Source organism: Chitinophaga polysaccharea (genome assembly GCF_902150045.1).
In the GTDB taxonomy this organism is placed as follows: Bacteria; Bacteroidota; Bacteroidia; order Chitinophagales; family Chitinophagaceae; genus Chitinophaga; species Chitinophaga polysaccharea_A.
In genome coordinates, this window is record NZ_CABFVU010000002.1 from 839737 (window position 1) to 862418 (window position 22682).

Below are 22682 nucleotides of genomic sequence, written 5' to 3' on the forward strand. Positions count from 1 at the left end.
GATACTTTCAGTTCCTTTAATATGCCAACGGCCAAAATTCATCGATGAATAACGAAATATATCCTTTATGCCGCCAGTAGCGCAGGAACAGGCATTTCGGGCGAAAGAAACCAACTGGTAGATGAAATAACGGTATCCGTCCGCTAAAAACAGGGGAACAGCTATTTCCTGTTTGCGGGAATGCTCCTGCGGATAATTTTGGCGCTAGTAAAAAGAACATGCTAATGCGATATTTAAAAGGTTTTAGTTTATTATTGATGGCTTCCCTGGCGGCCTGTTCGAAAGGTTCAAATACTACAACGCTGGTGGGGAACTGGATGAAGCGCTCTCAATACGAAGGCGTGGCCAGGAGCTCGGCAGCTTCCTTTGTAATTGATAATAAAGCCTACGTAGGCACCGGCTATGACGGAACAGAAAGATTACAGGATTTCTGGGTATACGATGTGGATCAGAACCAGTGGACACAGATAACCTCCTTCCCAGGTGTAGCCAGGAATGGCGCCGTTGGCATGGCGATGGCCGGTAAAGGCTATGTGGGTACGGGTTATGACGGGTTAAATAAACTGAACGACTTTTACGAATATGACCCGGTTGCCAAAACCTGGACTAAGAAAGCAAATTTTAAAGGCACCGCCCGTTATGGCGCAGTGGCTTTTGCACTGAACGATAAAGGGTTTATTACTACCGGATATGATGGTAACTGGTTAAAGGACAACTGGAAATTTGATCCTACCGCTCCCGATGCCGAGGCATGGACACAGGTGGAAAGCATGAACAGCGGGAAAAGAACAGATGCCTCTGTTTTTGTGATCGGTAACAAAGCCTACGTTTGTATGGGCACCGCCAATGCGGCTAATGTAACAGACTTCTACGCGTTTGACGGTACCCACTGGGCCACCCTCAACCCTATTGCCAACGTAAACGACGACAGCTTCGACGATGACTATAACTTCGCCGGCAGTTCTGCTGCAGCTTTCTCCATGCAGGGTAAAGGCTATATCGTTTCCGGCATCAAGGGCAGTTACTCTGCCGCCGTGTGGGAATATACTCCGGGCACCGACCGCTGGGTACAGAAAACAGACTTTGAAGGCGCCGCCCGCTCAGGCGCGGTTGGCTTCAGCCTGAAAGACCGTGGCTTTGTTGGACTGGGCGCCAGCTCCAGCCTGTCGCTCGACGACCTTTGGGAATTTAATCCTACTGCAGAATACAATAAGAATGACTAAGCGTAATATCATTGTCGTAGCCGGTATAGCCGTAATTGTACTGGTTTTTGTGATAGGGAAATCATACCGGAAAACAACACAGGGGCCGGGCGCCGATATGGTGCCGGTAGTAGTGGTGCCCTTTGAAATAAACAACGGGTGGGGATATAAGGTAAATGTAGACGGTCATACGTACATCTACCAGGACGTAATTCCCAGTATCCCCGGCAACCATGTGTTTAGTTCAAAAGAACATGCCATGCGCGTAGGCCAGTTCGTTGCGGCGAAACTAACACAGAACAAAATACCATCCGTATCCCCGCAGGAGCTGAGGGATATGCAAATAACGGAAGCGCAATAGTGCGGATTTTGTCTTGGAACACTGATTACCCTGATTATGATGATTACATTGATTTTTACTTTTTGAATTTTATAAATGATCAAAGAAGATATAAGTGTTTACAACTCTTTTGATCACTTACAAATTTCTAAAAATTATCAATGTAATCATCATAATCAGGGTAATCAGTGTTCCAAGACAAAATCCGCGTTTTAAGCTGTTTTTAATTTCTTTATTAAATTTAACAAACCCTTATATCGGATTAACAAATTTTAACACAAGCCTAACCCTATCTGGTGTAAGTTTATCGCATCAAACAAAGTGATGCTAAATTTCAAACGGATTATCAGGAGTCGTCCCTTCCTTATTTCACTGCACATCCTTGGCTGGACGTGCTTTCTGTTTTTCCCTTTCTTCATTTACCGCATCCAGATCCTGCACACAGGCTTCTTTATAAAAGAACTGATTGATAACCTGTTTCTCATTGGTATTTTTTACCTCAATATTTATGTGCTGATCCCCCGTTTTTTTAACGGGAAAAAGATCGTCATTTATCTTAGCAGCATTGTTGTGCTGATTGTTTTTATTACACTGCAGCAGGCTGCCTTAAATTATTATTTCTTCCGGAACTATGCGCACAGGGGGCATCCGATGATGACCATACGGATGGACAAAAAATTTAACAATTCAGAAGTAACATCAGACGACTTTCCACCGTTTCACCGTCGTCGTATGATGATGAGGGCAGGGTTTGCACCGGCTGTTCCTGCCGGCCAGGCAGCTACAGTTTCCGGAACTTTTGATACCACCGGTGTAGCCGTTGCCAGCCTGACTCCTATGCCTTCGCTACCAGGGCAGGCAATGCCGCTGATAGATGCGGATGGACCAAGTATCCTGGAGTACCTGTTTTTTCCGGAAGTGTTGCGGAGATCCGGATTTTTTGCATTGCTCATGCTGTTTATGAGCGGATTTATAAAGATTGCCCTTGAATGGTTTAAAAGTGAAAAGCAGCGGGAAGAACTGAAAGTGGAGAAATTAAATGCGGAATTAAAATTTTTAAAGTCGCAGATTAATCCTCACTTCCTTTTTAACTGTCTAAATACCATTTACTCGCTGGCCCATAAGCAATCGGCGCAAACAGAACATGCCATTCTGAAACTGTCAACCATTATGCGCTATATGATCTATGAGTCCAACGAAGCCCGGGTATTGCTTTCACATGAACTGAAATACCTGCATGATTACATTGAGATACAACGTTTAAGGTTGCCGAAAGATATAGAGATCAGTTACCGGCTTACGGGGAATGCCGATGGGGTGGAGATTGAACCGATGCTGCTGGTGCCTTTTGTGGAAAATGCCTTTAAACACGGGATCAGTTATACGGAAGATTCCTTTATAGATATAGACATCGCTACAACTGAAGATATGATCAGATTAACAGTTAAGAACAGTCACTTTAAAGAACGGGTAGCCGAAAGGGGCGGGGTAGGCCTCGACAATGTATTAAAACGATTGGCGCTGCTTTATGAGCATGAACACGAGATCGATATCACGGAAACCGAAAACCAATTTATTGTTGATCTTAAAATTGTGTTGAAAAAATGATAAAGTGTATTGCAGTGGATGACGAGCCGCTGGCGCTGGAGATCATGGAAGATTATATCCGCAAGGTCCCTTTCCTGAGCCTGGCCGGTAAATTCGAAAACGCGGCCACCGCGTTACGCTTCATCCAGGATGAACCGGTAGACCTGGTATTCCTTGATATCAAAATGCCGGATATCACGGGCATCCAGTTCCTCAAATCCCTTAAGTACCCGCCCATGGTAGTATTTACCACCGCTTACGGGGAGTATGCACTGGATGGCTTTAACCTGGATGTGGTGGATTACCTCCTGAAACCCGTTCCTTTTGAACGCTTCCTGAAGGCTGCCGCCAAAGCCAGCGAAACCTGGTCTGCCTCCCAACAGAAGAACGTGAGCGCCGGCAATAACGCTATCGCCATGGATGCCGCATGGGTAAATGACTACATCTTCATAAAAACAGAGTATAAGATCATCAAGATCAACCTGGAAGATATTCTTTTCATTGAAGCACTGAAAGACTATACGAAGATCTATACACATAACCTGCCCGTACTTACGCTGCGCAGCCTGAAATCATTTGAAACCCGTTTACCGGCCGATAAATTCATCCGCGTACACCGCTCGTACCTGGTTTCCCTTAATAAGATAAACTGCGTAGAGAAAAATACGGTGATGATCGCCAACCAGTCCATTCCTATTTCCGACGGTTACCGCGACCGGTTCTATGACGTGATTAACAGAAATTCTTAATATATCTTCCCTTCGGGAGATGTGAATTAAAAGGAAACAACGCGCTGCAACACTATCAGCGGGTTGTTTCCTTTTAAATTTCCGCTCATAAAAAACCAAAATCAAAAATCCCAAAATTTTCGGAACTTCGTTACCTTTTAAGACCACCAACCACCATTAATTATTATTCTTTTATCAAAAACCACCAAACATTGGAAAGAATATACTTCGACAATGCAGCTACCACATCACTGGATCCGGCGGTGTTAGAAGCAATGCTGCCATTTATGACGGAAAAGTTCGGTAACCCTTCCTCTATCTACTCTTACGGACGGGAATCAAGACTGGGTATCGAAAATGCACGTAAATCAGTCGCCAAAACATTAAATGCACATCCGGGAGAGATCTTTTTTACCTCCGGCGGCACCGAAAGCAGTAACACTGCTATTAATGCTGCAGTAAGAGACCTGGGCTGCAAACACATCATTTCTTCGCCTATTGAGCACCATGCTACCCTGCACACCGTGGAATACCTGCACCACCACGATGGCGTAGCCCTTTCTTTTGTAAATGTATTGCCCAGCGGTCATATTGATATGGACCACCTGCGGGAACTGCTGCAAAATTCAGAAGAGCGTTGCCTGGTAAGCCTCATGCACGCCAACAACGAGATCGGCAACCTGCTGGATATTCATGCCGTTGGAAACCTTTGCAAGGAGTTTGACGCCATTTTTCATTCGGATACCGTGCAAACCGTAGGTCACTACCCATTCGACCTCCGCAATACGCCCGTGCACTTCATTACAGGCGCCGGTCATAAGTTCCACGGCCCTAAAGGAGTAGGCATCCTGTATATCAATGAAAACGTTAAGATAACGCCTTTCATCCAGGGTGGCAGCCAGGAACGTAATATGCGTGCCGGCACAGAAAACCTGTATGGTATCATCGGTTTTGCAAAAGCCCTGGAACTGGCCACCATTCACCATGAGGAGCACAGCGCCTATATCAATGGCCTGCGCATGTACATGGCGGAACAGCTGAAAAAGCATATTCCCGGAGTAGCTTTCAACGGCGATCTGTATGGCAGTAGTCTTTATACTGTACTGAACGTGGCATTCCCCAAATCCGAAAAAACGGAAATGATCCTGTTCAATATGGATATCAACGGCATCTGCGCCTCCGGCGGCAGTGCATGTACCTCCGGCGCCAATGCGGGATCACACGTTATTCGCGCCATTAATAGCAATCCTAACCAAATCGCGGTGCGCTTCTCCTTCTGTAAAAACAACACCAAAGAAGAAGTGGACAAAGTAGTGGAGAAGCTGAAGGAATTGATGTAACGCGGATTTTGCCTTGGAACAGTGATTACGCTGATTTTGATGATTACGCTGATGTTCTTGAGCGTTTTGCACAATAATTTTTGAATAATAATTAAGGGAGATGACAGCGAAGTTTCACTGTTATCTCCCTTAATTATTATAAAAGATCAGCAAGTAACTACATGAATGATTAAGGGAGATACAGGCGTTAATCCGCTTATATCTCCCTTAATTATTTTCAAATTCTAAAATAACATCAGCGTAATCATCAAAATCAGCGTAATCACTGTTCCAAGGCAAAATCCGCGTGATCAGTGCATGAACTCTTTAATGTCCTGCATGATCCTTTTGGCAATGTTATCTGCCGTGGTTTCGTTCTGGCTTTCCGCGTAAATACGGATAATGGGCTCTGTATTGGATGTACGGAGATGTACCCAGTCTTTATCGAACTCAATTTTCAGCCCGTCTTCTGAATTTAAAGGCTGGTTTTTATACTTTACCTTGATCTTTTCGAAGATGGTTTTTACATCCACGCCTTTATCCAGTTCTATTTTATTTTTGGAGATGAAATAGTCGGGATAGCTGTTACGCAGGGCTTTGATGCTTTTTTTGCTGTGTGCCAGGTGGCTCAGGAAAAGACCGATACCGATCAGGGCGTCGCGGCCGTAATGCAGGTCCGGAACAATGATGCCTCCGTTGCCCTCTCCGCCGATCACCGCGTTGGTATCTTTCATTTTCTTTACCACATTCACTTCACCTACTGCAGAAGGAGTGTATTGACCGCCGTGTTTCAGCGTTACATCTTTCAGCGCCTGGGTAGACGACATGTTGGAAACGGTATTACCTTTTCTTTTGCTCAGCACGTAGTCAGCTACTGCCACCAGGGTATATTCTTCGCCAAACATACCCCCGTCTTCACAAACAAAGCAAAGACGGTCCACATCCGGATCAACGGCGATACCGAGGTCGGCATTGGATTTATTCACTTCATTGGAAAGAGCGGTCAGGTTTTCTGCCAGCGGTTCGGGATTATGGCTGAATTTTCCGTTTACTTCCGCAAACAGCACTTCTACTTCTTCCACACCCAATGCCTTCAGCAACGGGGGAACAAATAAAGCGCCGGTAGAATTTACGGCATCCACCACAATTTTGAAGTTGCGTGCTTTAATGGCAGGCACATCCACCAGGGGATAGTTCACTACCAGGTCGATATGTTTCTGGAGGTAAGTGTCGTTGGCAGTGTAGGAGCCAAGTTTATTTACGTCCGCGAAGTTAAAGTCTTCCTGTTCTGCTATTTCCAGCAGCTGGGCCCCATCTTCCCCGGAAATGAATTCACCTTTGCTGTTCAGCAGCTTCAGCGCGTTCCATTCTTTAGGGTTATGGCTGGCGGTGAGAATAATACCGCCTGCGGCATTTTCCATTGTAACTGCCAGTTCCACGGTTGGAGTGGTAGATAAACCGAGGTCTATTACATCAATACCAAGCCCGTTCAGGGTGGATACTACCAGGTTTTTTACCATTTCGCCGGAAATACGGCCATCACGGCCTATTACCACCTTACGGTTGTCTGTTTGCCGGCTCAGCCAGGTGCCGTAGGCAGCTGTGAATTTTACCACATCTAATGGAGAAAGTCCCTCGCCGGGCTTACCGCCTATGGTTCCGCGTATGCCGGATATCGATTTGATCAGTGCCACAAGATTCAATTTTTAAAGGAAGGCAAATATAAAAAAATCCATTCCAGAAATCCTAATTATGAAAAGATGACCATTTACAGGCCCGTGTTATCCCTATTTTTAAATTTTACACATTCACTTTTCACTATATTTGCAGCTACGCTTTTCAAAAAACAGCTATACGTTACATGCAATACTCGTGGAAGAATATACCCCGGTATATTCGTTATGTGTTTGTTCAAACGCTTTACCTCTTCCTGCTAATGGTGATGTTCAGGGCTATATTTTACCTGTTCTTCTTTAAAACCACCATTACAGAGCATGCAGCGATACTCAAAGCCTGGAACCTGGGATTAAGATTTGACCTCCGGTTGGCACTTTACCTCATGATCCCCATTTTGTTATTAACGCTGATTACCCGGAATAAATTTTTTACCTCGCGGACCATACGTAACATCAATTTTACCTATTTCTTTCTTATTTACCTGCTCCTCACCCTTCTTTATATCCTCGACCTGGGTCATTATGATTACCTTGGCCAGCGACTGGACCCTTCTGTATTGAGGTTTCTTGCAAAAGGGGAGCGGGCAGACAATGCCCGGATGGTATGGCAAAGCTACCCGGTAGTGAGAGGCGCCCTGGGAATTTTTGTTTTCATGTTCCTGGTATACCGCCTGCAGAAAACTACCTGGAGAAAATTTGCCGCCCAGCCGGTTATACACCTGCGCAAATGGCCCTTTACAGGTTATGTGATCGGGATGGTACTGTTGTTCGCGGCAGGGATCTATGGTAATATCGCTTATTTCCCGCTTCGCTGGAGCCAGGCCATGTTTACCCGTGATAATGGTGTAACCAGCCTGGGGCTCAATCCCATCCTGTATTTTGCGTCTAACTTCTCTGTAAAGGGCGATACTTACAACCTGGAGGCTACCAAAAAATATTATCCCTATGTGGCTTCCTATCTTAAAGTGGACTCCACCGATGCGAATAACCTGAATTATGTGCGTACAGTGGCAGGCGACAGCAGCAAGCCCCGGCTCAACGTGGTGCTGGTAATGCTGGAATCTACCGGTGCGGCAATAACCAGCATGTATGGCAACCCCATGCAGGCAACGCCTAACATGAAACGGCTGGCCGACAGCGGCATCCTGTTCAAAAATTTTTATGTGCCTGCCATCAGCACGGCTAAAACTGTATTTGGCGTGCACACCGGGCTGCCTGATATTACTGCTGTGAAAACAGCCAGCCGTCATCCTAAAATGCTGGACCAGCGCATTGTAATGGATCAGTTCAAAGGATATGATAAGCTGTACCTGTTGGGTGGCAATACCAACTGGGCCAATATCCGCGCAGTATTTACAAACAATGTGGAAGGGATCCGTATTTATGAAGAAGGTATGTATAAATCCGGGAAAGCCGATGTGTGGGGGATCTCCGATTATGACCTGATCACCGAAGCAAGTGGTATTTTTAAGGAAGATAATGATAAGAAGCAGCCTTTTGTGGCTTTTCTCCAGCTGGCAGATAATCATCCGCCCTACACTACCACCAGCGGCGCCGGTGATTTTAAAAAGGTGACGGAGAAAGACCTGGACATGAAAAAGTTCAAACAATCGGGCTTTGTGTCGGTTGACCAGTTCAATGCGCTGAGGTATGAAGATTATAACGTGGGCCATCTTATAGACATGGCGCGTAAAGATGGCTATCTTGATAATACCATTTTTGTATTTTTCGGAGATCATAACTGCGTGCTCAACCCATATAGTTTTATGCCGCTGCCGGAATACGAGTTGTCTACCGGCGGAGTGCATGTAACCGCATTTATGTATAGTCCCGGGCACCTGGCGCCGCAAACGGTAACCACTCCCGGCAGCCTGCTGGACGTATATCCGACTGTGGCAAAAATGGTGGGAATGCCATACAGGAATTATACATTGGGCACAGATCTTTTCGATAGTACCCGGGTGAACAACAAGTATGTGTTTATGACCTATCTGCGTAACCAGATGCCGTTTTACGCGATGCTGGGCGATCGCTACCTGTATGAAATAAATATGGCCACAAACGCTACTGCGCTGTATGATCTGAAAGGCGACCCGTTGAAGAATATCAGTGCCCGGCAGGCGGATACAGCAAAGAGCCTTGATAATTTAACACGTGGCTTTTACGAAAGCACCCGATATTTGATGTTTAATAATAAAAAATAAGCTGTTACCTTTTGTTGATAGCTGCACAAAACATGGAAGTAGATAAACAATGGTTTAAAGATTGGTTTAATTCTCCTTACTATCACCTGTTGTACAATAACCGGGATGACAGAGAGGCTGCGGCATTTATCGATAAGTTGCTTACCTACCTGCAGCCAGCCCCGGATGCGGAAATGCTGGATGTAGCCTGTGGAAGGGGGCGGCATGCTAAATACCTGGCAGACAAAGGTTATTATGTAACCGGGATCGATCTGTCTGTTGAAAGCATTAATGTGGCAAAAAAGCTGGAGAACGACCACCTGAGCTTTTTTCAGCATGATATGCGTTTGCCTTTCCGGGTAAACTATTTTGATGTGGTGTTTAACTTCTTTACCAGCTTTGGTTACTTTGAAACACAGCGCGATAACGACAACGCCCTGCGCACACTTGCCAATGCGCTGAAACCAGGTGGTAAGCTGGTACTGGACTACCTGAACAGCAGCTATGTGGCCACGCACCTGGTAACCGATGAGGTAAAGGAAAAAGACAACGTGGTATTTGATATCCGCCGGGAACTGAAAGCGCATAAATTTATGAAGCAGATCAGTATACTTGATAAGGAAAAAATGCGCCGCGCTACTTACACCGAAAGCGTGAACGCCTTTACCAGGCCGGAATTTGAAGCCATGTTTGCCAAACAGCGGCTTGCTATAACAGAAATATTCGGCGACTATCACTTTAACAGCTATGATGAGCAGCGTTCGCCACGACTGATCATCATCGCCACAAAATCATAGCCATGCTTGAATCGATATTACGCGGGGATCTCCGGCTTTTTTTTCATATCAATGGGCAGTGGTACAATGGATTCCTGGATGTAGTGCTGCCTTTTTTAAGGGAACCTTTTGTTTGGGCGCCGCTGTACCTGTTCCTGGGACTGTTCGTAACTATTAATTATGGCTGGAAAGGTCTTTTCTGGATACTGTTCTTCCTGCTGTGCTTTGCCGTAGCCGACCAGAGCAGCCTGTACCTGAAAAGCGCCGTTGGAAGGGTAAGGCCCTGCCGCGATCCGCTGGTGTCGCACTATGCCAGGGTATTGGTTGTATACTGTCCTATGAGCGGAAGTTTTACTTCCAACCATGCCGCCAATCATTTTGCGCTGGCTACATTTTGTTTCATAACTTTAAAACATGCATTTCACCGGTACGCCTGGTTATTCTTTGTATGGGCCGCTGCTATCGGCTATGCACAGGTATATGTAGGCGTGCACTATCCGCTCGATGTAGCAGGTGGTGCGGTACTGGGTATTTTAATCGGGCTGCTGAGCGGTAGTTTCTTTCAACGCCGCATAAGACTGGAGCCTGAACTCGCATCATGAACTGGAACTATCTGATACTGATACTGGCTGCAACCATTGCTGGTGGGATGATCCCCATGACAGTAAAACGCATTAATGCCAACTTTTCTATTTACCTGCTTGCATTTACAGGAGCCTTTCTTTTTGGGGTGATCATTATGCACCTTCTGCCTGAAGTGTATGAAGAACTGGGGCACCAGGCAGGTATTTATATAGTACTGGGATTTTTCCTGCAGGTATTCCTGCAGCAGCTCTCCCATGGAATGGAGCACGGGCATACCCATATGCCGCAGGAGCATCACCATCATATTGCAGTAACACCGTTGCTGCTGGGGCTTTCCATCCATGCTTTCATGGAAGGATTGCCACTGGGATTTAAATACAGTGACCATTCTGCACTGCCATCGCTGATGGCAGGAGTGGCCGCCCATAAGATCCCTGAAGCATTAACGCTGATCACGGTGATGATGCATGCGCACCGCAAAAGAGCAGAGCTCTGGAGGATCCTGATCATTTTTGCGCTGGTAACGCCGCTGGCAGCAATATTGGCAGGTTGGCTGGGCAGCCGTTTTGAAGTGGTACAACATTATCTTTTATACGTAGTGGCGCTGGTAGTGGGAGCATTTTTGCACATTTCCACTACTATCTTTTATGAAAGCGGTACAAAACATCATGAGCTCAGCAGGAAAAAAGTACTGGCAATAGCCATAGGCCTGATCCTCGCATTTCTGACCCTGATATTTGAATAATTTTTTATTTTTAGGCTTTATATATGGAAGTCGTCATTATCCTCATCCTTATTTTATTGAACGGCCTGTTCTCGATGTCGGAGATAGCATTGGTCTCGGCCCGGAAGATCCGATTGGAGAACCAGGCCAATAAAGGGGATGAAAAAGCAAAGGCAGCTTTAAAGCTTGCCAACAATCCGGACACCTTTCTTTCTACCGTGCAAATCGGTATTACCCTGATCGGCATCTTAACGGGTATTTATTCAGGCCAAAACATCAAAACAGATGTGATGACCTGGCTCAACACCTTTCCGCTTATACAGCCTTACAGCAGTATAGTGGCCACTATCCTTATTGTAGTGGTGATCACTTATTTTTCCATGGTATTGGGAGAACTGGTACCAAAACGCATAGGGCTGGCCAGGCCCGAAGCCATTGCCAAGTTTATGGCTAAACCCATGCAGGTGCTTTCCTGGCTTACTTTTCCTTTCATCTGGCTGTTAACGGTTTCTTCTGCCGCTCTTATAAAATTATTGAACCTCAAATCCGGGGAGCCGCATGTTACGGAAGAAGAGATCAAAGCTATCATTAATGAAGGCACCAGCTCCGGCGCTATTGAAGAAACGGAACAGGAGATCATAGAAAGGGTATTTCACCTGGGCGACCGTAATATTACCTCGCTCATGACCTACCGCAACGATATTACCTGGCTGGATATTAACGATGACCCCGCCACCTACCGGCAGAGGATCCTCGAAAGCCTGCACTCAGTATACCCCGTTTGCGACGGGCAGATAGATACAATCAAAGGACTGATCACCATCAAGGATCTGTATTCCCTGTCAGGAGAAGCAGCCCGGCTCCCGGAAATTATCCGCAAGCCGCTATTTGTGCCGGAAAACAATACTGCTTACCAGGTGCTGGAAAAGTTCAAGGAAACGCACCTGCATGCCGCTTTTATTGTGGATGAATACGGCACCTTTCTGGGAATGATCACCCTCAATGATATACTGGAAGCTATTGTAGGCGATATGCCGGAAACAGCTGAAAGCGATGATTATGAGATGGTGCTCCGGGATGACGGCACCTGGCTGGTAGACGCGCAGATACCTTTTTATGATTTCCTGGAAGAATTTGATAAGGAAGACTGGATGACCGAATTTGAGCAGGATTTTGATACGCTGGCAGGTTTCATCCTGCATCACCTGGAACATATTCCGCAAACAGGCGAAAAGTTCTCCTGGAGAGATTTTACCTTTGAAATAGTGGACATGGATGCACATCGTATCGACAAAGTACTGGTTACACCGCCAACAACAACAGAAGAAGAATAGGCTTGTTCTCCTCCCCGGATAAGTAATAACCGCATGCGTAATTACCCGTAATCTGATGAATGGGGCCGTTATTTATTTGGATAAATCTAGCTTTATGCTAATTTTGAGCACTTTTTTACATATACAAATAATTTAATTTAAGATAAAATGGTTGCAATAGGAAGTAAGGCACTGTCCCTGGAAGAAGTGTACAGGGTCCTTTTGGGCGGCGAAGAGCTGACGTTGGAAACAGCCGCTTTGCAGCAGGTGGAAGCTAGTTTTCTATTCCTTGAGAAGTTTTCAGCAAAGAAACTGATCTATGGTATCAATACCGGTTTTGGCCCCATGGCCCAATACCGGATCAGCGATGAGGACACATTCCAGTTGCAGTATAACCTGATCCGCAGCCATAGCTCCGGGGCCGGTAACTGTATGTCGCCTTTGCATACCAAAGCCCTGATGATAGCGCGTTTGAGCAGCTTTATGCAGGCGCATTCCGGTATCCACCCGGAAGTAGTACATCTTTTAAAAGACCTGATCAACAAAAACGTATATCCCTGTGTGTTTGAGCATGGTGGCGTAGGCGCCAGCGGCGACCTGGTACAGCTGGCCCACCTGGCGCTGGTATTGATCGGGGAAGGAGAGGTTTGGTATGAAGATAAATATCAGCCTACGGCTGATGTATTTGCAAAACTGAACCTGAAGCCTATAGGTATTCACGTGAGAGAAGGACTGGCCATTATTAACGGAACATCCGCCATGACGGGTATAGGGCTGGTAAACCTTATTGAAGCAAAGAAACTGCTGGGATGGTCGGTGGTATTATCTGCCATGATCAACGAAATAGTGGAAGCATTCGACGACCACCTCTCTGCGGAACTGAATGCCGTGAAAAAGCATGAGGGCCAGCAAAAGATCGCAGCCAAAATGAGGGAAATCCTCACCGGCAGTAAAATGGTCCGCCATCGCCCCGATCATCTTTATAAAGAACTGGAAGAAGAAATTTTTAAAGATAAAGTACAGGAGTATTATTCCCTGCGCTGCGTTCCGCAGATCCTGGGCCCTGTATACGATACCCTTGCACAGGCAGAAAAGCTGGTGGTGCAGGAGCTGAACTCCGTGAGTGATAATCCCGTGGTGGATCATCACCTGGAAAACGTTTTCCACGGCGGAAATTTCCACGGCGATTATGTTTCCCTGGAAATGGATAAGATCAAGATAGCGATCACCAAATTATCGATGCTGGCAGAAAGACAGCTGAACTACCTGCTGAATGAAAAGTTGAACCACAAGTTCCCTCCGTTCATGAACCTGGGCAAACTTGGCTTCAATTTTGGAATGCAGGGGGTGCAATTTACGGCAACCTCCACTGTGGCGGAAAACCAGACATTGTCGTTCCCGATGTATGTGCATAGTATTCCCAACAACAACGATAACCAGGATATTGTGAGCATGGGCACCAATGCCGCTACCATGACCAGTAAAGTAATAGAAAATACTTTCCAGGTATTGGCCATACAGGTGATGACGATGTTGCAGGCGGTGGATTATCTGAATTGCCAGGATCGTTTGGCAGGATTCTCCCATAAAGTATACCAGGAAGTAAGGGCAATTTTCCCTAAATTTATTGAGGACAGCCCGCGCTATAAAGATCTTCAGCAGATTAAAGCTTACCTGGTAAAGAATATGCCAATCCAGTTCTGATCGTAGTGGTTAGCCGTCATTCGTAATTCGTAATTTGTAATTCATGAAATGTGCATTAGTAACAGGAGGGTCAAGAGGAATAGGAAGGGCAGTATGTACCAGGATGGCCGAAGCAGGTTATCATGTGCTGATCAACTATAAGGGAAATGAGGCTGCAGCGCTGGAAACGCTGGAAGCAGTGAAGGCAAAAGGCAGTACAGGTGAGCTGATGCAGTTCAATGTAGGCGATGCCGCCGAAGTGCAGCAGGTATTGGGTAGCTGGGTGGAAAACAATAAAGAGCAACAGATAGAAGTGCTGGTGAACAATGCAGGCATCCGGGAAGATTCCCTGATGTTCTGGATGAATGAGGCGCAATGGAGCAATGTACTCAATATCAGTTTAAATGGATTTTTTAACGTCACCAAGCAGGTGCTGAATGGCATGTTGCTGAAGCGTTACGGGCGTATCATCAACATGGTGTCGCTGTCAGGTATAAAAGGGTTACCCGGTCAAACCAATTACTCTGCTGCCAAGGCAGGGGTTATTGGCGCTACAAAGGCGCTGGCACAGGAAGTAGCCAAAAGGGGAGTAACGGTAAACGCTGTTGCACCTGGTTTCATTAAAACAGATATGACAGCTGAGCTCAATGAAAAAGAGCTGGCAGCGCAGGTTCCGATGAACCGGTTTGGTACTGCCGAAGAAGTGGCAGATGCCGTTGCCTTCCTGGCATCCAGGTCGGCAGGTTATATAACCGGGGAAATTTTGAACATCAATGGGGGGCTTCATACTTAATAACGTCAATATACCGGGCTAAAGGCTGACCGCTAAAAGCTAAGAGCTATGAACAGAGTAGTGATCACTGGGATGGGAATCTATTCCTGCATCGGAAAGGATATGCAGGAAGTGAGGGATTCATTGTATCAGGGTAAATCCGGTATTGTGCTGGACCCTGAAAGAAAAGCATTTGGTTATCGTTCCGGATTAACCGGGTATATAGAAAGGCCTGAGCTCAAAGGGCTGCTTGACCGTCGCGCGAGGCTGATGATGCCCGAGCAGGCGGAATTTGCCTACATGGCCACCCGCGAGGCCCTTGCCCAGGCGGGAATGACTCCTGAATATATCGACTCCACCCCCATAGGGCTTTTATATGGCAACGACAGTTCTGCGAAGCCGGTAGTGGAAGCCAACGATATTATGCGGGCAAAAAAAGATACCATGCTGGTAGGTTCCGGGTCTGTTTTCCAGACCATGAACTCCACGGTAAATATGAACCTGGCCACCATCTTTAAGCTCCGTGGCGTGAACTTCACCGTAAGCGCAGCCTGCGCCAGCGGTTCGCATGCTATCGGGCTTGGGTATATGTTTATCAGGAACGGGATGCAGGACGCTGTGATCTGCGGCGGAGCCCAGGAAGTAAATGTATACGGGATGGGTAACTTTGATGCCATTGCTGCATTTTCTGTAAGGGAAGATGATCCTGCCCGTGCTTCCCGGCCTTTTGACCGCGACCGTGATGGACTGGTGCCCAGCGGTGGCGCAGCCACCGTGATCCTGGAAAGCCTGGAATCCGCACAGCGCAGGGGCGCCACCATCTTAGGGGAGGTGCTTGGATATGGCTTCTCGTCCAATGGCGCACATATCTCCAATCCAACTGTAGACGGACCTGTAAGATCCCTGCAGATAGCCCTGCAGGATGCCGGTTTACAACCCGGCGATATAGAATATATCAACGCACACGCTACCTCTACCGCCGCCGGCGATGCCAGCGAGGCCAAAGCTATTCACGAAGTGTTTGGCGCCTCCCGGCCCTACGTAAGCTCCACTAAGTCAATGACCGGTCATGAATGCTGGATGGCTGGTGCCAGCGAAATCGTATATTCCATGCTCATGATGCAGCACGGTTTTATAGCCCCGAATATCAACCTGGATAACCCCGACGAGGACGCCGCAAGGTTAAATATTGTAACCAGTACAATTAATAAAAGTTTTAATATATTTTTGTCCAACTCTTTTGGCTTCGGAGGAACAAATTCCTCCCTGATAGTAAGGGGGTGGAATGGAAAATAAATATCATTAACTTTGGCGCTCGGAATAGGATTAACTGATCAATGGACTAAATAAACACAAATTTTTAACCGACCTATATCTGATTTCACACTTTATGGACACTAGAGAGATAATAACTGTTACGAATAAGTTTCTGGTAGAGGAGTTTGAAGCAAACCCCGCAGCCATCACGCCTGAAGCAAACATGAAATCCACGCTGGATCTGGACAGCCTGGATTATATCGACATGGTGGTAGTGATAGAAGATAACTTCGGATTTAAAGTAAAACCGGAGGAATTCCAGGCTATTGTTAGCTTCCAGGATTTCTACAACTATGTAGCCACTCGTGTACAACAAAAAGAACTGGTATAATGCCTTCCTGGCAAGGAAAGTCTAAAGGGAATAAGTTCGGATATAGTTGTTTTGTTTTCCTGTTGAAACATGGAGGGGTAGCACCGGCGTATCTGTTGCTGAAGTTTGTGGCCTTCTATTTTTTTGCGTTTTCCTGGAGTTCCTCAAAACCTGTCTATCATTATTTCCGTACCAAAATCGGCTACAGCCGCGGGCGCGCATTGCTCAGTTTATACCGGAATTATCATGTATTTGGCCAAACACTGATCGATAAGGTAGTGGTAATGGCAGATATGTCCAATAAATTCACTTTTGAATTTGAGGGTGAACATTATTTACGCGAAATGATTGCCGGCGGCAAAGGCGGCATCCTGCTAAGCGCTCATGTGGGCAACTGGGAAGTAGCCGGTCATTTGTTCAAGCGCCTGCAAACCCGTATCAATATAGTGATGTTCGACGGAGAGCACCAGCGTGTAAAGGACTATCTCTCCGGTGTTACGGGCGACCGTAATATGAATATTATCGTGATCAAGGATGACCTTTCGCACATTTATGCCATCAATGAAGCATTAAGTAACAAGGAGCTGGTGTGTATGCATGCCGACAGGTTCCTGCCAGGCAATAAAACAATAACGGCTCCTTTTTTAGGACAGGATGCACGTTTCCCGGTAGGGCCCTTCCTGCTGGCTGCCACTTTCCGGGTACCGGTTTCCGTGGTATTCGCCTTCAAGGAATCATCTACCCATTATCATTTTTTTGCCACTGAACCCCGTTTATACCACGGCCGGCGTAACCAGGGCGTAGAAACAGCCCTGCAGGATTTTGTACAGCATGTAGAAGAAAAAGTATACCGTTACCCGGTGCAATGGTTCAATTATTACGACTTTTGGGAATAAATGCGTGTTTTTACTGTTAATAATTTCGTATAATTCTATTTATTTCGTGTTTCATTTTTAATAATAACTTGTGCAGATGTTTATTCATTCAGACGATATTACCGCCTATATTCCCCAGCGTACGCCCATAGTGATGATCAGTGGCATCCTGGAAGTAAATGGTCCTGTAACGCGCACTGGCCTGCACATCGCCGCAGATAATATTTTTGTGGAGAACGGCGTGCTCACCGCCCCTGGCCTGATGGAAAATATTGCACAAACCGCCGCTGCCCGCATCGGCTATATCGCCAAACAGCAAAATACACCCGTTCCCCTGGGATTTATTGGCGCTGTAAAAGACCTGGAAATACTGGAACTGCCGCCGGCAGGGCAAATGATAGAAACCACCACCGAAATCGGTGCTGAAGTATTCAATGCTACTATGGTAACCGGCAAAGTAATGTTTGAAGGCCGCCTGATGGCACAATGCGAATTGAAAATATTTACCAATCCCCAAATTTAATCACACATGAACTGCAGAAAATTAATTGCACTTCCGTTGCTGATGTTGAGCATGATGACCATGACCGCGAATGCTCAAACGCTTAAAAACTTCCTGGAGAACAAAGATTCTTCCTTTACCTGGCTGGGTGTGGATTTTACACAAGCCAGGCTGCTTGGCGACGCCGCTGCCAAAACAGATGCCATCGTAGACCATGAGTTCACTGCCCTTAACCAGGTAATTGTGAACGAACAAAAGAAGTATGATGTACCAGGCGCCTTTCACCGGGATAAATACAATACCAGTATTGGTTTGGTGAACAAACGCAATGAAGCCATCAATGGAGATGCACTGAAATCTGATGAATCTTCCGACTTTGAACGTCTTAAACCGGAAGACATTACCAAAGTGGTGAAATCGTACGATTTTTCCGGAAAACACGGAATTGGCGTAATGCTGGTAATGGAAGGCATGAGCAAAACCACCAAAAGCGCCTCTATGTGGCTGACCATTGTAGACATGGACCGGAAAAATGTACTGCTTACAGAACGTTACATTGGTAAAGGCCAGAAATGGAGCTTCGCATGGCGCAACTATTGGCTCGCCACCATTAAGAGCGTACTGGATGATATCGACGACGACTACAACAAACTGAAAACCAAATACGCCGATGCCAAAGACCCCGAAGATCCAAAACCGGTAGTAGCAGCACCTGCAGCAAAGAAAGAAACCAAAGCCACTACAGCACCGGCAGCAAAGAAACCAAAGAAGAAAGGATAAATTTATGATACTGACTGAATGCACCAACATACTGATTAGATTCAATGAAGCAGATCCGCTGGGAATAGTATGGCACGGGCATTATGTGCGGTATTTTGAAGACGGCAGGGAAGCTTTCGGTGAAAAATACGGGCTCAGATACCTGGATATTTCTGACGAAGGATTCACTGTACCGGTAGTAAATGTACAATGTGATTACAAACGCTCCTTACGCTATGGCGACAGGGTGGTGGTAGAGACAAAGTATATCGACGACCTGGCAGCAAAAATAAAATTTGAATACATCCTTACCAATCCTGCCACCGGGGAAATAGTAGCAAAGGGCTCTTCTGTACAGGTATTCCTGGACAAGGAAACTTCGTCCCTGCAACTGATCACCCCTCCCTTTTTCATGGAATGGAAAAGAAAGCACGGACTGGTATAACCAAAGGGTATTATGCAACAGGTGTATGTAGTAGCAGATAATATTGTGGGGCCTCTTGGCAGTACTACCCGGGAAAATTTTGACCAGGTGTTATCTGCCAACAGTGGCATAGCGCAGCATAACAATGCCGCCTATGCCGCTGCTCCGTTTTATGGCGCTATCACAGCGCCTGAACAACTGGAAGCCTTTACGGCGCATATTAACGTAAATGGATATACGCGGTTTGAGAAACTGCTGGCTGCTTCGGTGCAATCGGCCCTGCAGCAAACCGCTATTACGCTTACGGATGCCCGCACCGGCTTTATTATTTCCACTACCAAGGGAAATATTGAATTGCTGGAGCAGCAGCCGGAAGGCATGGCAGCACCGGTGAAAGACATGCAGCTGTACGCTACAGCAAAAAAAATGGCGGCACATTTTAATGCAGTCAATGAACCACTGGTGATCAGCAGCGCCTGTATCTCAGGGCTGGTAGCCATTTTAACGGGTAAGCGGCTGATCCGGTCAGGACGCTACGATCATGTGGTAGTTACCGGCGGGGATGTGCTCACCCGCTTTGTATTGTCAGGGTTTCAGTCGTTCCAGGCAGTAAGCGCCGTTCCCTGTAAGCCCTTCGATGCCAACCGGACGGGCGTTACACTCGGAGAAGGCGCGGCCACCGTAATACTCAGCCGGGAAAAAGGCAATGCCTCTTTCTCGCTGGGCGAGGGCGCCATCAGCAATGATGCCAACCATATTTCCGGCCCTTCCCGCACCGGTGAAGAACTGGCGGCAGCCATACAACTTGCGCTGAAAGGAAGCGGGCTAACTGCTGCAGACATAGGGTTTGTTTCTGCACACGGCACCGCTACCCTGTATAACGACGAAATGGAAGCAAAAGCGCTGCATCACGCAGGGCTGGCCAATGTACCGGTAAACAGCCTGAAAGGCAACTACGGTCATACCCTGGGCGCTGCCGGTCTTATAGAAGCCATTATCAGCATGCATGCCATGAAGGCGGGCGTAATATTGCCAACAAAAGGATTTGAAGTACCCGGTGTAAGTATGCCGGTGAATGTTCATAACACCCTGCTGCAGAAAACATCCCGTCATTTCCTGAAAACAGTTTCAGGTTTCGGTGGATGTAATGCAGCTATGGTCTTTAATCTTAACAGCTAAACAAAGTTATTGTCGTGTTTAATAAAGAAACAAAAACAGCACTCGAAGCAAAAGAAGCTGCATTACGCCTGGCATTTGCCCCGGTTGCTTTCCAGGCCACCAGGGCATTACGGGATATGGGCATTTTAACAGCTGTGAGCAACAGCCGTTCTGCCGGTATCACCATTGAAGAAATAATGGAACAAACAAAATTGTCGCGTTATGCTGTGAGAGTGCTGCTGGAAGCCGGTTTAGGCATGGAACTGGTGATCGTGAACGACAAACGTTACACCCTTACCAAAACAGGTTACTTTATTCTGCACGATCCCCTTACCCGCATCAACATGGACTTTTCACAGGATATCTGCTACAAAGGCATGAATCACCTGCAGGAAAGTTTAAGAGAAGGAAAACCCGCCGGTTTACGTGAACTGGGCCCCTGGGATACCATTTACCCGGGCCTGTCGCTGCTGCCGCCTGAAGTAGGCAAAAGCTGGTTCGATTTCGACCATTACTATTCAGACCTTGCCACTCCGCAGGCGCTGGATATTGTTTTTGAAAAGAAACCCAAACGTTTGCTCGATATAGGCGGTAACACAGGCAAGTGGGCCCTGGCCTGCACCGCAAAAGATCCGGAAGTGGAAGTAACCATCTTCGACCTGCCGGGTCAGGCCGGACTGGCACAGCAGAAAATGAAGGATGCCGGTGTGGAAAACCGTGTGCATTTCCATATTGCCAATATACTCCACGAGGAAGTGCCCTTCCCGCAAGGCTTTGATGCCATCTGGATGAGCCAGTTCCTGGATTGTTTCTCTGAAGCAGAAATTGTTTCCATTCTGAAACGTTGCCGGGAAGCGCTGAACGAAGGAGGTACGGTTTATATCCTGGAGCCTTTCTGGAACCGCCAGCAGTTTAAGTCCGCCGCTTTCTGCCTGCAGCAAACGTCCCTGTACTTTACGGCTATGGCCAATGGCAACAGCCAGATGTACCATACAGATGATTTCTTCCAATGCATTGAGGATGCCGGTTTGGCTATCATCGAGGAAAATGACCAGATGGGCATGAACTATACATTGCTGAAATGTCAGAAAAAATAAACCCAATCCCATTAAATCTATAACGCCCAAAATCGTCACTTATGAAAACTGAGCAAGTTGATGTACTGGTAATAGGAGCAGGTCCGGCAGGAACAGTAGCGGCATCTATTATTCATCAGGCAGGCTACAATGTAAAAGTGGTGGAGAAACAGAAATTTCCCCGCTTTGTAATAGGCGAAAGCCTGTTGCCACGTAGCATGGAAGCACTGGAAGAAGCCGGCTTTATTGATGCTATTAAAGCAAAAGGTTTTCAGCAGAAGTCGGGGGCGAAGTTTGTAAAGGGCAACGCACTCTGTGACTTTACTTTCCAGGAACAATTTACACCAGGCTGGACCTGGACCTGGCAGGTAACGCGTGCCGATTTTGATAAAACACTGGCCGATACGGTAGAAAGCATGGGTGTGCCGGTGGCGTATGAAACAACAGTAACGGATATACGTTTCAATGGATCCGATTCCATTACAACAGTAGAAGATAAAGATGGTCAGCAATCACAGATAGCCGCCCGCTTCATCGTAGATGGCAGCGGCTATGGCAGGGTGATCCCGAAATTATTCAACCTGGAGAAAAACTCCAACCTGCAACCCCGCAAGGCGCTGTTCGCACATACCGTGGATGCACGCCGTTCCATGGCAGATGAACCTAACCGCATCACTGCGGTGGTACATAAAAAGGGCGTATGGATCTGGATCATTCCTTTCGCTACGGGGATCACCTCCCTGGGCTTTGTGGGAGACCCGGAATTTTTTGAAGAATATCCCGGCACCGATGAAGAGAAATACCGTGCCCTGCTGGAAGCAGAGCCCTATACCAGGGAACGTTTCCGCGATGTGGAGCTGGTATTTGAGCCCAGGATACTGCAGTCGTGGTCGGCCACTACAGATAAATTTTACGGAGACGGGTTTGTGCTGACAGGCAACGTAACAGAATTTCTGGACCCGATTTTCTCTTCTGGTGTAACTTTGGCCTGTGTTTCATCACAAACAGCCGCAAAACTGGTGATCCGGAAACTGAAAGGAGAGGACGTAGACTGGGAAAAAGAGTACATGGAGCCTACCATGCAGGGCGTGAATACCTTCCGCTCTTATGTAATGGCCTGGTACGAAGGCACCCTGGATACCATTTTCTTTAAGAAAGATGCGGATCCGCTGATCAAAGGACAGATCTGTTCGGTATTGGCGGGTTATGTGTGGGATATGAACAATCCCTTTGTGAAAAATCATGACACGGCATTGAAACGCCTGGCCAGGACCATTGAATTAACAGAAAAATTAAAAAGCAACCCGGAGATTGAATAGCGGATCGACATATATTACAGGAAGTTGCATCATACGGCAAAACAAGGTGTTCTT

The 22682-nt window shown here is 46.7% G+C and carries 22 protein-coding genes; 21 read left to right on the forward strand and 1 reads right to left on the reverse strand.

Translation table 11 applies throughout. From position 1 onward, the window contains the following. The first annotated feature begins 224 nt into the window (after nt 1-224). The 5 genes from FN124_RS18155 (at nt 225) to FN124_RS18175 (ending at nt 5197) form a co-directional block, all read left to right on the forward strand. Nucleotides 225-1223 (forward strand): Kelch repeat-containing protein, encoded by a 999-nt coding sequence (locus tag FN124_RS18155; RefSeq protein ID WP_185937257.1) that lies wholly within the window; start codon nt 225-227, stop codon nt 1221-1223. Then, entirely contained in the window at nt 1216-1563 is a 348-nt protein-coding gene (locus FN124_RS18160) for a DUF4907 domain-containing protein (RefSeq protein WP_142686173.1), read from the forward strand. Before FN124_RS18155 ends, FN124_RS18160 begins: the two co-directional genes overlap by 8 nt. A gap of 303 nt (nt 1564-1866) precedes the next feature. Continuing rightward, nucleotides 1867-3150 (forward strand): sensor histidine kinase, encoded by a 1284-nt coding sequence (locus FN124_RS18165; RefSeq protein ID WP_142686174.1) that lies wholly within the window; start codon nt 1867-1869, stop codon nt 3148-3150. Then, complete coding sequence (locus FN124_RS18170; RefSeq protein ID WP_142686175.1) at nt 3147-3878, forward strand: LytR/AlgR family response regulator transcription factor; 732 nt, start codon at nt 3147-3149, stop codon at nt 3876-3878. Before FN124_RS18165 ends, FN124_RS18170 begins: the two co-directional genes overlap by 4 nt. 191 nt (nt 3879-4069) lie before the next feature. Then, nucleotides 4070-5197, forward strand: a complete 1128-nt coding sequence (locus FN124_RS18175) for a cysteine desulfurase family protein (RefSeq protein WP_142686176.1) — start codon at nt 4070-4072, stop codon at nt 5195-5197. A gap of 290 nt (nt 5198-5487) precedes the next feature. Here the strand turns inward: FN124_RS18175 and glmM are convergent, their stop codons facing one another. Further along, a complete protein-coding gene (gene glmM, locus FN124_RS18180) occupies nt 5488-6870 on the reverse strand; it encodes a phosphoglucosamine mutase (protein ID WP_142686177.1) in 1383 nt (460 codons plus the stop codon). 167 nt (nt 6871-7037) lie between these two features. Here glmM and FN124_RS18185 point away from each other — a divergent pair, with 167 nt between their 5' ends. From FN124_RS18185 to FN124_RS18260, 16 genes are all read left to right on the forward strand, one after another. Then, nucleotides 7038-9056: an LTA synthase family protein gene (locus tag FN124_RS18185; RefSeq protein WP_142686178.1), complete on the forward strand. Its 2019-nt coding sequence runs from the start codon at nt 7038-7040 to the stop codon at nt 9054-9056. A gap of 32 nt (nt 9057-9088) precedes the next feature. Then, nucleotides 9089-9832, forward strand: a complete 744-nt coding sequence (locus FN124_RS18190) for a class I SAM-dependent methyltransferase (RefSeq protein WP_142686179.1) — start codon at nt 9089-9091, stop codon at nt 9830-9832. A gap of 2 nt (nt 9833-9834) precedes the next feature. Beyond that, nucleotides 9835-10413, forward strand: a complete 579-nt coding sequence (locus FN124_RS18195) for a phosphatase PAP2 family protein (RefSeq protein ID WP_142686180.1) — start codon at nt 9835-9837, stop codon at nt 10411-10413. Beyond that, nucleotides 10410-11141: a ZIP family metal transporter gene (locus FN124_RS18200; RefSeq protein ID WP_142686181.1), complete on the forward strand. Its 732-nt coding sequence runs from the start codon at nt 10410-10412 to the stop codon at nt 11139-11141. Before FN124_RS18195 ends, FN124_RS18200 begins: the two co-directional genes overlap by 4 nt. Before the next feature lie 23 nt (nt 11142-11164). Continuing rightward, a complete protein-coding gene (locus FN124_RS18205; RefSeq protein WP_142686182.1) occupies nt 11165-12454 on the forward strand; it encodes a hemolysin family protein in 1290 nt (429 codons plus the stop codon). A 147-nt stretch (nt 12455-12601) separates the two neighbouring features. Then, nucleotides 12602-14137 (forward strand): flexirubin biosynthesis tyrosine ammonia-lyase FlxA, encoded by a 1536-nt coding sequence (gene flxA, locus FN124_RS18210; protein ID WP_142686183.1) that lies wholly within the window; start codon nt 12602-12604, stop codon nt 14135-14137. A gap of 43 nt (nt 14138-14180) precedes the next feature. Further along, nucleotides 14181-14909, forward strand: a complete 729-nt coding sequence (gene flxB, locus FN124_RS18215; RefSeq protein ID WP_142686184.1) for a flexirubin biosynthesis SDR family reductase FlxB — start codon at nt 14181-14183, stop codon at nt 14907-14909. Nucleotides 14910-14957: 48 nt separating this feature from the next. Next, on the forward strand, nt 14958-16184 hold the full coding sequence (locus tag FN124_RS18220) for a beta-ketoacyl-[acyl-carrier-protein] synthase family protein (RefSeq protein ID WP_142686185.1): 1227 nt from the start codon (nt 14958-14960) through the stop codon (nt 16182-16184). Between the two features lie 94 nt (nt 16185-16278). Beyond that, on the forward strand, nt 16279-16536 hold the full coding sequence (locus FN124_RS18225) for a phosphopantetheine-binding protein (RefSeq protein WP_142686186.1): 258 nt from the start codon (nt 16279-16281) through the stop codon (nt 16534-16536). Further along, on the forward strand, nt 16536-17411 hold the full coding sequence (locus tag FN124_RS18230) for a lysophospholipid acyltransferase family protein (RefSeq protein WP_142686187.1): 876 nt from the start codon (nt 16536-16538) through the stop codon (nt 17409-17411). Before FN124_RS18225 ends, FN124_RS18230 begins: the two co-directional genes overlap by 1 nt. Nucleotides 17412-17487: 76 nt before the next feature. Then, nucleotides 17488-17913: a hotdog family protein gene (locus FN124_RS18235; protein ID WP_209862527.1), complete on the forward strand. Its 426-nt coding sequence runs from the start codon at nt 17488-17490 to the stop codon at nt 17911-17913. 6 nt (nt 17914-17919) lie between these two features. Further along, the gene (locus FN124_RS18240; protein ID WP_142686188.1) at nt 17920-18672 is read left to right on the forward strand and encodes a hypothetical protein; all 753 of its coding nucleotides are present in this window, start codon (nt 17920-17922) and stop codon (nt 18670-18672) included. Nucleotides 18673-18676: 4 nt separating this feature from the next. After that, nucleotides 18677-19096 (forward strand): acyl-CoA thioesterase, encoded by a 420-nt coding sequence (locus FN124_RS18245; RefSeq protein WP_142686189.1) that lies wholly within the window; start codon nt 18677-18679, stop codon nt 19094-19096. 12 nt (nt 19097-19108) lie between these two features. Next, nucleotides 19109-20254, forward strand: a complete 1146-nt coding sequence (locus FN124_RS18250; RefSeq protein ID WP_142686190.1) for a beta-ketoacyl synthase N-terminal-like domain-containing protein — start codon at nt 19109-19111, stop codon at nt 20252-20254. 14 nt (nt 20255-20268) lie between these two features. Next, nucleotides 20269-21330 carry a class I SAM-dependent methyltransferase gene (locus tag FN124_RS18255; RefSeq protein ID WP_260607491.1) on the forward strand — a complete coding sequence of 354 codons (1062 nt, stop codon included), beginning with the start codon at nt 20269-20271 and terminating at the stop codon, nt 21328-21330. A gap of 41 nt (nt 21331-21371) precedes the next feature. Beyond that, nucleotides 21372-22628, forward strand: coding sequence for an NAD(P)/FAD-dependent oxidoreductase (locus FN124_RS18260; protein WP_142686192.1), 1257 nt, complete (start codon nt 21372-21374; stop codon nt 22626-22628). Nucleotides 22629-22682: the final 54 nt, after the last annotated feature.